The sequence below is a fragment of the Bacillota bacterium genome (assembly GCA_013178305.1).
Classification (GTDB): Bacteria; Bacillota; Sulfobacillia; order JABLXB01; family JABLXB01; genus JABLXB01.
Window position 1 is genome coordinate 71,323 of record JABLXB010000008.1, and the last position, 14,882, is coordinate 86,204.

17 protein-coding genes are annotated in these 14,882 nt (G+C 63.2%); 15 read left to right on the forward strand and 2 right to left on the reverse strand.

Annotated features, from left to right (window positions below; all coding sequences use genetic code 11):
- Positions 1 to 97 precede the first annotated feature (97 nt).
- From HPY55_14425 to HPY55_14495, 15 genes are all read left to right on the forward strand, one after another.
- Positions 98 to 406, forward strand: coding sequence for a PTS sugar transporter subunit IIB (locus tag HPY55_14425; protein NPV71809.1), 309 nt, complete (start codon positions 98 to 100; stop codon positions 404 to 406).
- 43 nt (positions 407 to 449) lie between these two features.
- Positions 450 to 1,757 carry a PTS ascorbate transporter subunit IIC gene (locus tag HPY55_14430; GenBank protein ID NPV71810.1) on the forward strand — a complete coding sequence of 436 codons (1,308 nt, stop codon included), beginning with the start codon at positions 450 to 452 and terminating at the stop codon, positions 1,755 to 1,757.
- A 105-nt stretch (positions 1,758 to 1,862) separates the two neighbouring features.
- Positions 1,863 to 2,654 (forward strand): BtpA/SgcQ family protein, encoded by a 792-nt coding sequence (locus HPY55_14435; protein NPV71811.1) that lies wholly within the window; start codon positions 1,863 to 1,865, stop codon positions 2,652 to 2,654.
- 12 nt (positions 2,655 to 2,666) lie between these two features.
- Positions 2,667 to 3,170 (forward strand): PTS transporter subunit EIIA, encoded by a 504-nt coding sequence (locus tag HPY55_14440; protein ID NPV71812.1) that lies wholly within the window; start codon positions 2,667 to 2,669, stop codon positions 3,168 to 3,170.
- A gap of 25 nt (positions 3,171 to 3,195) precedes the next feature.
- Entirely contained in the window at positions 3,196 to 3,930 is a 735-nt protein-coding gene (locus tag HPY55_14445) for an epoxyqueuosine reductase (GenBank protein NPV71813.1), read from the forward strand.
- Between the two features lie 20 nt (positions 3,931 to 3,950).
- Entirely contained in the window at positions 3,951 to 4,904 is a 954-nt protein-coding gene (locus HPY55_14450) for a phosphotriesterase-related protein (protein ID NPV71814.1), read from the forward strand.
- 150 nt (positions 4,905 to 5,054) lie between these two features.
- Entirely contained in the window at positions 5,055 to 5,489 is a 435-nt protein-coding gene (gene rplM, locus HPY55_14455; GenBank protein NPV71815.1) for a 50S ribosomal protein L13, read from the forward strand.
- 56 nt (positions 5,490 to 5,545) lie between these two features.
- Positions 5,546 to 5,941, forward strand: a complete 396-nt coding sequence (gene rpsI, locus HPY55_14460) for a 30S ribosomal protein S9 (protein ID NPV71816.1) — start codon at positions 5,546 to 5,548, stop codon at positions 5,939 to 5,941.
- A gap of 88 nt (positions 5,942 to 6,029) precedes the next feature.
- Positions 6,030 to 6,914 (forward strand): site-specific DNA-methyltransferase, encoded by an 885-nt coding sequence (locus HPY55_14465; GenBank protein NPV71817.1) that lies wholly within the window; start codon positions 6,030 to 6,032, stop codon positions 6,912 to 6,914.
- Positions 6,915 to 6,981: 67 nt separating this feature from the next.
- The gene (locus HPY55_14470; protein NPV71818.1) at positions 6,982 to 7,695 is read left to right on the forward strand and encodes a hypothetical protein; all 714 of its coding nucleotides are present in this window, start codon (positions 6,982 to 6,984) and stop codon (positions 7,693 to 7,695) included.
- A 78-nt stretch (positions 7,696 to 7,773) separates the two neighbouring features.
- Complete coding sequence (locus HPY55_14475; protein ID NPV71819.1) at positions 7,774 to 8,121, forward strand: hypothetical protein; 348 nt, start codon at positions 7,774 to 7,776, stop codon at positions 8,119 to 8,121.
- A gap of 179 nt (positions 8,122 to 8,300) precedes the next feature.
- Positions 8,301 to 9,680: an AmmeMemoRadiSam system protein A gene (amrA, locus tag HPY55_14480; GenBank protein ID NPV71820.1), complete on the forward strand. Its 1,380-nt coding sequence runs from the start codon at positions 8,301 to 8,303 to the stop codon at positions 9,678 to 9,680.
- A 148-nt stretch (positions 9,681 to 9,828) separates the two neighbouring features.
- Positions 9,829 to 10,851 carry an AmmeMemoRadiSam system radical SAM enzyme gene (gene amrS / locus HPY55_14485; protein ID NPV71821.1) on the forward strand — a complete coding sequence of 341 codons (1,023 nt, stop codon included), beginning with the start codon at positions 9,829 to 9,831 and terminating at the stop codon, positions 10,849 to 10,851.
- Between the two features lie 35 nt (positions 10,852 to 10,886).
- Complete coding sequence (gene argF / locus HPY55_14490) at positions 10,887 to 11,819, forward strand: ornithine carbamoyltransferase (protein ID NPV71822.1); 933 nt, start codon at positions 10,887 to 10,889, stop codon at positions 11,817 to 11,819.
- Positions 11,820 to 11,894: 75 nt separating this feature from the next.
- Positions 11,895 to 13,235, forward strand: coding sequence for a GTPase (locus tag HPY55_14495; protein NPV71823.1), 1,341 nt, complete (start codon positions 11,895 to 11,897; stop codon positions 13,233 to 13,235).
- Positions 13,236 to 13,361: 126 nt separating this feature from the next.
- On the opposite strand, the gene HPY55_14500 is transcribed toward HPY55_14495, so the two are convergent.
- Positions 13,362 to 14,339: a hypothetical protein gene (locus HPY55_14500; GenBank protein ID NPV71824.1), complete on the reverse strand. Its 978-nt coding sequence runs from the start codon at positions 14,337 to 14,339 to the stop codon at positions 13,362 to 13,364.
- A gap of 82 nt (positions 14,340 to 14,421) precedes the next feature.
- A complete protein-coding gene (locus HPY55_14505) occupies positions 14,422 to 14,754 on the reverse strand; it encodes a winged helix-turn-helix transcriptional regulator (protein ID NPV71825.1) in 333 nt (110 codons plus the stop codon).
- Positions 14,755 to 14,882: the final 128 nt, after the last annotated feature.

Genomic DNA, 14,882 nt, shown 5'->3' on the forward strand with positions numbered 1-14,882 from the left:
GCGTAATTGACGCTCATCACGAGCCTGCGGTATAATTCTATCAGTAACATATGGCAACTGGCAAGCACAAATGTGCGTAATCTGGTAAAGAAGGGGGGTGGACAAACTGAAGAGCCTAAACGTCATCGCGGTGTGCGGGCACGGCCTCGGTAGCAGCATGCTCTTGAAGATCAACCTGGAAGAGATATTCGGCGACCTCGGAATCAATGCCAACGTCGAGACGTGCAACGCCGGAGAGGCGTCGGGCTTCATGAGCGGCGTGGACATGGTCATCACCACACCCGAGCTCTCGAAGATCATCGAGCTCAGGGAAGGCATCCCGGTCCTCACGGTCGAGAACTTTCTCGACAAAGGGGAAGTCGGGGCGAAACTGAGGGAGTTCCTCAAGAAAGCCGGCTGGATGTAGGCAGGTCCCACCCAGAGATAAGGTAATTAAGGAGGGGAGATCCGTGGAATGGGTAAAACCCGTCCTGGACGTAATCCTTAACCAGTTCCTCACCAAGTTCGAAGTCATGCTCACGCTCGTCGTCACGCTCGGCTACGTTCTGCTCCGGCGTCCTGCAGCCCGAGTCATCAGCGGCGCGATCAAGACCGCCGTCGGCATCATGATCCTTCAGGCCGGCTCAGCGTACCTGACGACAAACTTCCGGCCTGTACTCGACATCCTGCAGAAATCCTTCAACATGAAGGGTGTCATTATAGACCCGTACGCCGGTCTTCCGGCCGCGACGGCAGCGCTGAAGGACTACGCGGGTTACGTGGGATACACGATCATCATCGCGTTCGCCCTGAACATCCTGTACGTCCGGTTTACCAAGGCCAGGGCCGTGTTCCTCACCGGCCACGTGATGTTCATCCAGTCCGCGATCGCGACCTGGTGCGTGAAGTACACCACCGGGTTGGACATATGGCCCTCCGTGCTTATCGCCGCGTTCCTCCTGTCACTGTACTGGACGGTATTCCCGCACCTCCTGATAAAGCCGACGTCCGTCGTCATCGGCGGCAGGGAGGCGCCTCGCGAGGAGTTCACACTCGGCCACCAGCAGATGCTCGCCGATGTCCTGGCCTTCAGGTTCGGCTCGCTGTTCGGTAAGCCCGAGGAGAGCGTGGAGAAGGTAACCCTTCCGGGATGGCTCGCGATAATCCAGGACAACGTCGTCGCGACCTCCGTCATAATGACCCTGTTCGTGTCGGCCTTCATGCTCGCCGCCGGGCCGGCGGCCGTACAGGCGCAGGCCGGCGCACAGCACTGGTTCATCTACATGCTGTTCATGGGACTCCGCTTCGCGGTCGCCATCGCCATAATCCTGTCGGGCGTCCGAATGTTCGTCTCCGAGCTCGTCTCATCGTTCAAGGGTGTTTCGGAGAAGCTGCTGCCTGGCGCAGTAGCGGCGATCGACTGCCCCGCGGTGTTCCCCTTCGCCCCGAAGGCGGTCACCCTCGGGTTCATTTGCACCGTCATTGGCCAGGTCATCGGCATAGCGACCCTCATTCTCTCGGGTTCGCCCATCATGATCATCCCCGGCTTCGTGCCGCTGTTCTTTGACGGCGGCCCCGTCGGCGTGTACGCGAACGCTTCGGGCGGCTGGCGGGCGACCGTGGTGTGCTGCATGCTCCTCGGGTTCGTGCACATCTGGGGCGCAAGGCTGGTCATACCCGTCACCGGCATGGTGGGTGGCTGGATCGGGAATTTCGACTGGAGCACGATGTGGTCGGCCGTGTTCTGGGGTTTGAAGGCGATATTCGGCGGTATCTGAGCCGGAGTCGCGTAGTTCGACTGGCCGGTGCGGCCTCCGGCTGCGCCCCCATTCACAAGGGGGAGGAGAAACCTCCTCCCCCTTTAGGATAGGCTGGTGGATGCTGTGAGCTGGCTCAAGGAGAAGTTCGGGACCGATAAGGTGATACTCGCGTCCGTTTATCTCCCGCCCCTCCCGGGCTCGCCGGGTTTCAAGCCCGGCACGAGCATGGACCAGATGGTGGAGCAGGTGGTGGAGCAACTCGAACCCCTCAGAGAAGGGGGGGTCGACGGCGCGCTCCTGGGCAATCAGGGCGACAGGCCTTTCCTGGCAGGCGTGGGCCATGAAACCGTGGCCGCGGCCACCCGCGTCATCTCCGACGCGGTCAGGGCGGCCCCCATCCAATTCGGCGTCACCGTGTTCTGGGACACCGCCGCGGCAATCGCAATCGCCCGCGCAACCGGCGCGTGCGTCGTGCGCGGGGTATTCGGGGGCGCCTACGCCGGCGAGATGGGCCTCGTGCAGGTGAGTTCGGGCGAGATCCAGCGTTACAGGAACTCCGTGGACGCATCCGGCATCCGCACCATGTTCATGCTCAAGCCGATATGGAGCTACACCCTCGACCCGAGACCTGTGGAGGTCATGGCAAGAGAGGCCGTCACCGTTTCCGGGGCGGACTCGATAGCGCTGTGCGGCCCCGAAGTGGGGGACGCGCCGGACCTCGGCGACCTCGAGAAGGCCAGGCAGGCGGCCGGCGGCGTGCCCGTCCTGTTGAACAACGGCGCGAACACCTCCAACGTGGGGTCAATACTGAAGGTGTGTGACGGCGTGGTCGTCGCCACAAGCCTCAAGAAATCGGGGAAATTCGACCGCGACGCGGTCATGAGGTTCATGGACCTTGTCCGGAGCGTCCGTTGACGTCCACCGCGGATGCCACCGGGAGAGGAGAGAGTGGGAACCGTGCTGAGCGAAGTCCTGAATGGGAAGACGATATCCCTGGGTGTGGAGGCGACCGATTGGAGGGACGCGGTTCGCAAGGGCGGCAGGTTGCTGGTCGCCAACGGGTACGCCGAGGAGCGATACATCGAGGCGATGGTCAAGACCGTCGAGGACATGGGCGCGTATATCCTGGTGGCGCCCGGCCTGGCGCTCCCGCACGCGCGCCCTGAAGACGGCGCGCTGAAGCCCGGGCTGAGCCTGATGACTCTGAAAAAGCCCGTGTTGTTCAGCGCGGAGCGCCCCCCGGCCGACATCATCCTGAGTTTCGTGGCGGTCGACAACACGAGCCACATTGGGCTGTTACGAGAGGTAGCCGCGATGTGCTCGGAGCCCTCGAACCTTCAACTCATCAGGCAGGCCAAGACGGTCTCAGAAATCGCGGAATTGATCAGGACGAGCGGTGGGCCGGCGCGCAGCGGACCCACCGGCGCTTGATCGCAACACGGGGAGGGTGCGGGGCTTGGAGCGTTCTTCGCTGACGATGCAGGTTAAGGAATTCGCCGGGTCGCTCGGCGCCGGGCTCGTTGGGGTGGCGGACGCAAACCGCGTGGCGGAAGTGGAACCGGTCCCGGAGCGCAGGCCTGAGTTCTTTTTGCCCGGAGCGCGGTGCGTCGTGGTGATCGGCCTCAAGATGGTCGACGCCATCATGGACCGGCTTCGCGGCCTGAAGGACCAGTATGACGAGACCCTGATCGGGTATCTCCGGCACTACAACTACGCGACCCTCGACCTGATCGCGTGCAGGACCGCTCGTTTTCTGGAGGACCAGGGGTGGGACGCTTACCCCATCCAGGCGAGAATGACCGACAAGGACGAGTACAGCGCGGTGTTTTCGCACAAACCGGCCGCGGTCGTGGCTGGGCTCGGGGTCAGGGGGAAGCACGGCCTCGTGGTAACCCCGGAGTTCGGGCCGAGGGTGCGGTTTGTTTCGGTCATAACCGACGCTCCACTGGAGTGCGCCGGACCGGGGGTGGAGAAGCCGTCGTCGGTGTGCGGCTCCTGCCACGTGTGTATCGACCTCTGCCCAGGGAAGGCGATAGAGGAACCCGGCCCGGATGGAACGCCCAGGCACGACAGGGATCGTTGCCTTGCGATATACAAGCAGTACAGGTGCGCCCTTTGCCAGGGCGCGTGCCCGAAGGGGAAAGCGGCGGCCGCGGCGCGGCGCCGCCGCAAGGGTGCCCCCGCGGTCTAGATATAGGGAGGGAACGGATTTTGGCTAAAAAGGTACAGACGGTACTCGGGCCCATCGACCCCGAGCAGCTCGGGATTACCGACATGCACGACCACCTGATCAGGACCGGCGGCCAGGAAGTGCGCGAGGACAAGGACTTCCTGCTCAACGACGTTGAGAAAGCCGTGAAGGAGATGGAGGACTATTACGCCTGCGGCGGAAGGTCGCTGGTCGAGGCGATGCCGCTCGGCTGCGGGCGCGACGCGCTCAAGGTGCTCGAGGTCGCGCGCAGGTCGAAGGTAAACATCGTCATGATCACCGGGTTTTTGAAGAATCGTTTCTACGACGTCATGCACTGGCTGCTGCACTACTCGGCGGAGCAGGTCGCGGGCCTCCTGATCAAAGAGATCACCGAGGGTATGGACCGGTACAACTACGTGGGACCGATCGTCGAGCGCATCCCGTCCAGGGCGGGAATGCTCAAGGCTGCCACGAGTTACCACTGTATAACGCCCGCTGAGGCGAAGGCGCTGCACGCGGTGGCGATCGCCCACAACGAGACCGGTGCGCCTATACTCACCCACACCGAGTACGGCACGATGGGGATGGAGCAGATTGAGACGTTCAAGAAATACGGTGTGGACCCCGCCAGGGTCACTATATGCCACATTGACCGCAACCCCGATTTCGACTACCACAGGATGGTGGCCGACACAGGCTGCTTCCTGGTATACGACGGTCCCGGCCGGACGAAGTACTACCCGGACGAGGTCATAATCAACCTGATCAAGCGGATGGTGGACGCCGGCTACCAGAAGCAGATAATGCTTGGTCTCGACCTCGGCCGCGCGTCGTACTGGAAGACCAACAACGGAGGCCCCGGATTCTGCTACATCATCGAGAAGTTCGTCCCGCGCCTGAAGATGGCGGGCATCAGCGACGCGGCCATCCAGGACTTCCTCGTCAACAACCCCATGAGGGCTCTGGCTTTCTAGAGCCGCTCGCTGGATTACCCCTGACTGCGGGCGGAAACCCGGGGGCTCGGAAGCCCCCGGGTTTTCCTTGACACACCAGGGGTCGTTGTATAGAATGATCAATGTGACTTTTTGGGCCTGACCAGCCGCAGCATTCGAGGGGGATCCAGCATGAAAACCACCTACCTGGCGAAACCGGGTGAGGTTGCCCGAAAGTGGTACGTTGTGGACGCATCCGGCAAGGTACTCGGGCGCCTGGCAAGCCAGATAGCGAAGATACTCCGGGGCAAGACTAAGCCCGAGTTTACCCCGTACGTCGATACAGGGGACTTCGTCGTAGTCGTCAACGCGTCGAAGATCGTACTGACCGGCAAGAAAGCGGAGAGGGATTTCTGGTACAGGCACAGCGGTTACCCGGGAGGACTCAAGGTGACCTCTCTGGGTGAACTCAGGGCCAAGAAGCCCGAGAAGTTGATCGAGCTCGCGGTCAAGGGCATGCTGCCCCACAACTCACTGGGCAGGCAGCTTGCGAGGAAGCTCAAGGTATACACCGGAGCCGAGCATCCGCACAAGGCCCAGCAGCCCGAGCCGCTCGACATAGCGTAATCCCCGGCGGGTTCACTGAGCATACCGCTGTTTCAAATGTTGAAAGGAGACCGGCAATGGCCCCAGAAATTCGTATGTACGCCACAGGGCGCAGGAAGGAAGCCGTAGCCAGGGTGTGGGTGACCCCTGGAACAGGCAAGATAGTCGTAAACAAGGAAGCGCTCGAGGAGTATTTCCCGCTGCAAACCTTGCAGACGCTCGTCACCCAGCCGCTACGGATCATCGACGCTACGGGGAAGTACGACGTCGAGGCCACGGTGCAGGGCGGTGGCGTTTCGGGGCAGGCCGGGGCCGTCAGGCATGGCATCGCGCGGGCGCTTTCGAGGGCGGACGCCGAGATGAGGGCGCCTCTCAAGAAGGCGGGGCTTCTCACGAGGGACCCGCGGATGAAGGAAAGGCGAAAGTACGGCCTGAAGAAGGCCCGCAAGGCGCCTCAGTTCTCCAAGAGGTAGTCCACGCGTAAACGGGGAATTCAATTGCCGGGCTTCGTGCCCGGCATTTGTGTTGTCTGCGGGGCCACACCACGGCGGGGGGATCGATTTGGGAAGGCTGTTCGTCGGGACTTGCACATCGATGACGCAGATCGCGGACGGTGGCATATCGCTGGTGGTCACGAGCCCGCCTTACTGGAACGCCATAGATTACGACGCGCATACGCACGACCCCGGCGCATGGTACCGCACACGGCGCGAGGACGTCACTTATGCCCAGTACCTGGCGTGGCTCGAGGCGTGCTTCGCTGAATGCTGGAGAACCCTCCACCCGGGAGGGTTCTGCGCGATCGTCGTCGGGACGGTGCTTCACAATGGACTGCACTACCCCCTGCCGTTCCACCTGGTCGGCATAATTGAGAAGATCGGGTACCGGTTCCACGAGGACATAATCTGGAACAAGGTGACGGGCGGGGTGAAGCGCGCCGGCGTCACCATCCAGCACCCCTACCCCGGCTACTATTACCCGAACATGATGAACGAGCACATCCTCATCTTCAGGAAGCCGGGTCCGAAGCTGTATGAGGGGAAGTCACCGGCCGATCTCGAGCGCGCGAGGATCCCGGTGGACGAGGTGTTCAAGCTCGATATCGCCAATTCAGTCTGGCACATAGCCCCCGTTCCCCCCAACAAGCACTTCAACCATCCGTGCCCGTTCCCCGAGGAGATCCCCTACCGGCTGATCAGCCTGTTCAGTTTTCCGGGGGACGCCGTGCTCGACCCGTTCCTCGGCACCGGCACGACGACCAAGGTGGCCAGGCACCTGGGGCGGGAGTGGTACGGGTACGACATCAGGGAAGAATACGTCCGCTTCGCGGAGTCGAGGCTCAGTGAACCCCTGGACCTGCGGGACCAGCTGGTCCCCCGCTACGAGAATGTCCCCGGGTCGGGGACCCGGCGTTCATACGGTTGCCGCCGGCCCCATAGGTTGTAGCAAAGCCGCCCCCGGGACGCCTCCCGCCCGCGGCGGCACAACGAACCTGGAAGGGTCGGCTTCATCCGTGTTCATCGTCATCCGGTTGCCCGCGGGGCGCATCGCGGGTCTTCTCGTCATCGCGCTCCTCGTCGCGGTACTCGCTCTTTCGCTCTGGCCCGGGTCACTCCCGGCGAGTCGGGTCGTCGCCCGCCGCACGATATGCATAGATGCGGGGCACGGCGGGATAGACCCGGGGGCCGTCGGGCCGGCCGGTGTGCTCGAGAAACACGTCAACCTTGCGATATCCAGGGTGCTCCGCGATTATCTGGAGGCATCCGGAGCGAGGGTCGTGCTCACCAGGGAGGGCGACGAGGACCCCGCCCAGGCCGAGGACCCCCTGAACTGGGGGAAAAAGGACGACCTCGTCATGCGTGTGGAGAAGGCCAGGGCCTCCGGCGCCGATGTCTTCGTGTGCATCCATTGCAACAAGTACCCAGCGCCGGACCTCGACGGCGCGCAGACATTCTACTACTCAAAGGGGCACCCCGACTCAAGGAGGCTCGCCGAAACGATTCAGGCCGAACTCGAGCGTATGACCGGCACCTGGCGCCAGGCGTTGGGCAACTCGCGTCAATTCGTGCTCCGGGAGACGAACATCCCAGCGTGCACTGTCGAGGTGGGGTTCCTCTCCAACCCCCACGAGGAACGACTGCTGTCTACCCCCGGCTACCAGGCCAAAGTGGCCTGGGCCATCTACCTCGGCATAGTGAGGTTCTTCGCGGAAGGCCTGTCCGCCTGAGAAGCCGCCGGCGTTTACTGTAACGGCCGCAGTTATGTCGACATAGTATGGGATTAGACTTGGCTTGGAGGTGAGCCTATGGACGGTTGTGGTTGCCGCCGTATGCGACCGGGCTACCCTGTGGCGGGCTATCCGGGAATGGGTTATCCGGGTATGGGCTACCCTGGGATGGTTGCGCCGTGGATGATGCCCGGATACCCTGGGACGGGGGTCGCCGGTATCGCGAATCTCTGGACCGCGGTCGGCCCGATCGTTGAGCACGGTATCCGCGAATTCGCCGCCGGCGTTTCCCTCGACCACACCCTCAGGGAGACGGCGGTCGCGGGCGTCCTCATCGGAATGGGGTGCGACCCCATGCAGGCGATCGCCGCCGTGGAGCAATTCGAGAGAATGTGCCCCGGCGTGTACGCGCTCCCCCCGATCTGAAGCCTGCGATTGACGTACCCCCTCGGACTGCGCCTTGCATAACGGAGGCGCAGCCCGCTTTTCCGGCGCTTTTGCCTTCCAATGGTCCTGGGCAGAATACCTGACCGGAGGATTTCCATCCGGCGGGGCGAATGGGACAACCCGGAACCCCCCAACCATACTTTGGAGTGTGATGCCCGATGGGCCCAGGTATCGTCATCGCAGCCCTCTCCCCGCATCCCCCGATAATCGTCCCCGAGGTGGGCGGAACCGGACTTGAGGACGCCCGGGCGACAGTCCGCGGAATGGAGGAGCTCTCGCGGCGGATAGTCGCGGCGAAACCGGACGCCCTCATCCTGGTCACGCCGCACGGCCCGGTGCTCCGCGACGCCCTCGTGGTATCGATGGCTCCATCCTTCAGGGGGGATCTTTCGCGTTTCGAGGCTCCCGGGGTCAAAGTCGAACTCGATAACGACGTGGCCCTGGCGCGGGAGATTGTGAACGAGTGTTCGAAGCGGGGGATTCCTGCCGTCGACCTGGACAGTTCAGGCTCGCTGGACCACGGCTCGGTCGTCCCGCTGTACTTCATTAATGGTGCGGGGCTCCGGTGCCCCATCGTCTCGATCACCATGGCGATGCTCGATCGGGGCGACCTGTTCGAATTCGGCCGGTGTGTAGGCGCGGCGGCGAGGAACCTCGGCAGGCGCGCGGCCCTGGTTGCCAGCGGGGACCTGTCTCACCGGCTGGTACCGGGTGCTCCCGCTGGTTACTCGCCGTCCGGGAAGAAGTTCGATGAACTCGTCGTGAAGGCGCTCGAGGAAGGCGACACGCGCGCGATCCTGGATCTTGACGAGGACCTGGCCGGCGATGCCGGTGAGTGCGGCCTGCGGCCGGTTGTCATAATGCTGGGCGCGCTCGACGGCCTCGAATACAGGCCCGAGGTCATCTCGTATGAGGGCCCGTTCGGGGTGGGATACGCGACGGCGGTGTTCGAGATGGGCCACGCCGGAGACGGCTTGCCTGCGAGAGGACGTCCGGATGCACGGCCGGAGGACGTCGAGGGAGACCCCTACGTGCGCCTCGCGCGCACGAGCCTCGAGGCGTACGTCCGTGAGGGGCGGTTGATCGAGAGGCCTATCGGCCTGCCCGCCGACATGAACAGGAAAGCGGGGGTGTTCGTATCCCTGAGACAATTCGGTATGCTCAGAGGCTGTATCGGCACGATCATGCCCCGCGAGTCGGACGTCGCACGGGAGATAATCCGGAACGCGGTGAGCGCCGGCGCCGAGGACCCCCGGTTCGAACCTGTGACGCCGGCCGAGCTGGACACACTGCAATACTCGGTGGACGTCCTCAGCCTGCCGGAGGAGGTTGCCGGCGAGTCCGCCCTCGATCCTCGCAAGTACGGGGTAATAGTTGAGAAGGGTTACAGGAGGGGGCTGCTCCTGCCCGATCTGGAAGGGGTCGAGGCGGTTGAGCAGCAGGTGTCGATAGCCTGCCAGAAGGCCGGGATCGTTTACGGGGAAAAGGGAGTCAAACTCTACCGTTTTACTGTCGAGCGACACGGCCGGAAGGACTGAGGCTGGCGGCCCACCCCCGGCCGCCGCGCTCCTGAGATACCGCGGCCGGCGGGGGCATTTTTTTCGGGAGGATGTCCAGGAACTAGAAGGAGATCCCCTTTTATGCAAGAATGCATACAATGGTGTGGAGGGGAGTGTAGCGGTGGCGATAGCGTCCAGGGAGGCGGCGTTTTACGAGGCCATCGGCGGCGGCCCCGACGTGCGGTGCCTCCTGTGCCCGCATTACTGCATCATCAAGGAGGGCCGCGCAGGCTTCTGCCGCGTCAGGCGCAACGTGGGCGGGACGCTGATGGCGACGGGCTACGCCAGGTGCAGCTCCTGCGCTGTGGATCCGATCGAGAAGAAGCCCCTGTATCACTTCTACCCGGGCTCGTACATATTGTCCGTCGGTACGGTAGGATGTAACCTGGGCTGCAGGTTCTGTCAGAACTGGCAGATCGCGCACACTGACGCGCCGACGCAGGATCTGCCGCCTGTCGACCTGGTCAGGATGGCCGTCGAGGAGCGGGCCGTCGAACCACGAGTGATCGGGATAGCCTATACGTATTCCGAGCCGCTGGTGTGGTACGAATACGTCGCGGAATGCGCCCGCGCCAATAGGGGGTACGGGCTGAAGACTGTCCTGGTTACCAACGGGTTCGTCAACCCTGAGCCGCTTCGAGAGCTCCTGCCCGCGATCGACGCGGTGAACGTGGACGTCAAGTCGTACACGAACGAGTACTACCAGCGGGTATGTTCGGGCGCGCTGGAACCGGTGCTGAAGACGGTGGAAGAGGCGTATCGCGCCGGTTGTCACGTCGAGGTCACCACGCTTATCGTGCCCGGGTTGAATGATTCGGACGAGGAGATGACCCGCCTGTCAGCGTGGCTGGCGTCGGTCGGCAAGGAGATACCCCTCCACCTGTCGAGGTATTTCCCTAACTACCGGATGACGCTACTACCCACCCCGGTCGAGACGCTGAGGCGGTTGCGCGACATCGCCATCAAAAACCTTCACTACGTCTACACCGGGAACGTGACAGGTGAGGATGGGCAGAACACGTACTGCCCGGCTTGTGGAATGATGTTGCTGGAGCGCACGGGCATGACCCTTCGCTTTTCCGGCATCAAGGACCACGCGTGCCCCGGTTGCGGCAGGCCCGCCGACATCAGGGGCGACGTGTTCTCCTGAGGCCGGTTGACAATTCGTAAAAGGGGGAGTCGAATGTGGCGGTAACGCTGAAGGGAAGGGACTTCATTTCGGTCCACGATTTCACTGTTGAAGAAGTGGAACAGGTTTTCGAGACGACCAGGTTCCTCAAGATGTTGAGCAAGACGGGCCAGCCGTATCACCCGCTCGAGGGCAAGACCCTCGGGATGATATTCACCAAGCCGTCGACTCGCACCCGGGTCTCGTTCGAAGTGGCGATGTACCAGCTCGGCGGGCACCCGCTGTTCCTGAGCTCGCAGGAGTTGCAACTCCGCCGTGGCGAGACGATAGCCGACACCGCGCGGGTTCTATCCAGATACCTCGACGGGATCATGATCCGCACGTTCTCACACGATGACGTGGTCGACCTCGCGGAGTACGCTTCGATACCGGTGATAAACGGCCTGACAGACCTGTTGCACCCCTGCCAGGCCATGGCCGACGTATTCACTATCATCGAAAAGAAGGGGACGGCCAAAGGCGTGAAGATGGTGTTCCTCGGCGACGGCAACAACGTCGCAAACTCGCTGATGTACGCCGGCGCCAAGACAGGGATGCACGTGGTCATCTGCTCGCCGAAGGGATTCGAGCCCGCCGCCGGAATCGTTGCGAAGGCAAGCGAAGACGCCCGCGAAACGGGGGCGAAGATCGAGGTGATGAACGACCCGAGGGAGGCCGTGCGCGGCGCCGACGTCATATACACCGACGTCTGGGCGAGCATGGGCCAGGAGGCCGAGCACGACAGGAAGGCGACGGCAATGAAGCCGTACCAGGTCAACTCGGAGATCCTCAATCTTGCGAAACCCGACGTGATGTTCGAGCACTGCTTGCCCGCGCACCGTGGCGAGGAAGTGACGGACGAGGTCATGGACGGGCCGCATTCGATCGTGTTCGACGAGGCGGAGAACAGGTTGCACGTGCAGAAAGCGATCCTTGCGCTGGTAATGTAGGACGCTCCTTCTTTAGAAAGGCGCGGGGGCCCGCCGGGCCACCCACGCTCAAACTGAGTACGGGACAGGTGGAACATGGAGGAGACCAGGGTCATAATAATGGGCGCCGCGGGCCGCGATTTCCACAACTTCAACGTGTTCTTCCGTGGGAATTCCGCGTACAGGGTTGTGGCCTTCACGGCCACCCAGATTCCCGACATTGAGGGGAGGACCTATCCCCCCGAGCTCGCCGGTGACGGCTACCCCGGAGGGATCCCGATCCACCCCGAGGAGGACTTGCCGCGACTCATCCACGACCTCGATGCCGACGAGGTGGTTTTCTCCTACAGCGACGTCTCCCACGAACACGTCATGCACACCGCGTCGGTGTGCCTTGCAAACGGTGCTGACTACCGGCTCCTGGGGCCGGACCACACGATGTTGCGGTCGCGCAAGCCGGTCGTCGCAATCGGCGCGGTCAGGACGGGCGTGGGCAAGAGCCAGACGACCCGCAGGGTCTGCGAAATACTCAAGGACATGGGGATAAAAGCCGTTGTCGTCAGGCATCCGATGCCGTACGGCGACTTAAGGGAACAGGTATGCCAGCGGTTCGCGACTTACGAGGACCTCGACAGGCACAATTGCACCATCGAAGAGCGCGAGGAGTACGAACCGCACATCGACAGGGGTAACGTCGTCTACGCCGGCGTGGACTACGAGGTTATCCTCAGGCGCGCGGAGGCCGAGGCGGACGTGGTGGTGTGGGACGGCGGGAACAACGACTTCCCGTTCTTCAGGCCCGACGTATTCATCGTACTGGTCGACCCGCATCGCCCGGGCCACGAGACGAGGTATCACCCCGGGGAGACGAACCTCAGGATGGGTGGGGTCATCGTCATCAATAAGGTCGACACCGCGGGGGCCGAGGGCGTTTCCCGCGTGCGCGAGAGCATACGGTCGTGCAACCCGGGCGCGATGGTGATCGAGGCGGCGTCGCCCATATTCGTCAGCGACCCGTCCGCCATCAGTGGCAAGAGGGTACTCGTGGTAGAGGACGGACCCACGTTGACGCACGGCGGCATGAGTTACGGCGCGGGCGTCGTAGCCGCGAGGAAGTTCGGGGCCGCCGAGCTCCTGGACCCGAGGTGTTTCGCCGTCGGCAGCATACTGGAGACGCTTGAGAAGTATCCCCACATGGGGCCGCTCCTCCCGGCGATGGGATACGGGACCGAACAGGTGAGGGAACTCGAGGCCACGATCAACGCGTCTGGCGCCGGCACCCTGCTCATGGCCACGCCCATCGACCTCCGGAGGATAATGAGCATTGACATACCGACCACACGCGTCAGGTACGAGATCCAGGAGATAGGTACTCCCACCCTCAAGGATGCGCTCGCGCCCATCACCCGCGGCACGCGCGGGGAAGCGGCGGAATAGGCTTGGCCGGCTGCCGGTCGAGCCGCGGGTCGGGCCGTTGTTCAACGGGATAACCTTACGTTCATGGCGGCGGGTTGGGTGCCCCGCCGCCCCCGATCTTCAAGGCTCGCGATGGCCACGCGGGCCTCATACCAGTGAATACATCAGACCGGCCAGCACGGCCCCGCCCAGTATCGTCGAGAGGTAGAGCCACCAGATGGGGCGGGGCGTTACCACAGCCACCGCCGCCAGCGCGCCGAAGTGTGTGCCGGGCCCCGAGATCAGGAAGGACAGCGCCGCTCCCCTGCTCATGCCCATCCCAACCAGCGAGCCTGTCAGCGGGATCGACGCGGCGCCCGACATGTAGAGGGGTATTCCGAGGACGGCCGCGGTGACGACGGACAGAGGCCGTCCCGCGCCGAAGACAGCATTCACCCATTGAGGCGGGACGAGCGCCTGGGCGAGTGCGCCGGCCAATGAGTAGAGCACGAAGTACCTGAGGATAAACGCCGCCTGGTTGCGCAGCGCCACGAGGAACTTCGCCATCACCGCGCCCGCCGGGACAGGTGTGCGAGCGGCGCATCCGCAGGCCGGCGGCGTGGATGGATCCTGATCGCAATCTCCAGATGGGGTTCCGGCCGCTTCCGCCTTCGTGGAGCAGCATCCCGCGGTGGCCGCCCTCGCCCCGGTCGTTTCAGCCGCAATACTGACGATGCCCTTCTGCTGCATCAGTATCGCCACCCCACCTGATACGAGACCAAGCGCGACTGCGGAGATCAACTTGGCGTTCGCCATCTCGACGCCGAGCACCCCGGCTGTGAGCGCGTACGTGGAAGGGCTCATCAGTGGCGAAGATACGAGGAACGCCACGACCGGCGGCCAGGGCACACCCGCCGCCACCAGGCCAAGCATGACCGCAGTGGTACCGCACGAGCACAGCGGCGTGAAAGCCCCAACGGCGGTGCCCATGATGACTCCGGCCCAGCCAGACCTCGCCAGCGCGGAAACAACCTTCCGCCGGTCGAGCACGGCCTCGATAATCGCCGCGACCAGGACACCCGCCGCGAGGTACCAGACGTTGTGGACCAGGGTGGTCAAGAAAACCTCCATCACCTTCTGCATCACCTTGCCGCCCCCCTGCATCGAATATTATCGATATAAATGGCTATCAAAAAGGTGCGGCGCCGCTGCCGCCGTGCCGCACGTTTCACCCTCCCGGCGGCCCGCAATTCCCGCGCAGCGCCTCACGCGCCGCGTCCAGGACCTCGCGGTTCGGGAAGAAGCAGGTCCACAGGCCGCGCTTCTCCGAGCGGATTAGCCCTGCCTCCTCGAGTACCTTGAGATGGTATGACACTGTGGATTGCGCCAACCCGAACTTCTTCACGACGTCGGTGACGCACACCCCGTTCTCGCGGAGGCAGATCCTGTCGCAGCAGGTCGCTATCTCTCCCCTGGTGAGCCAGGTAAAGAGCTCGTATCGAGTCTCGTCGCCGAGCGCCCTGAATACCTGTACGGGATTGAACGTCGTTTCCTGTTCCATCACTACCCACACCCACTTGTATCGAGGAAGTTCGATATAAGGATAGCACGACGGCGAGGATGGATCAAGACCCCGCGCGCTACAGCCGGTTGACGCCGGGGATGGCTGCCGGTCAAATCTCACAATCG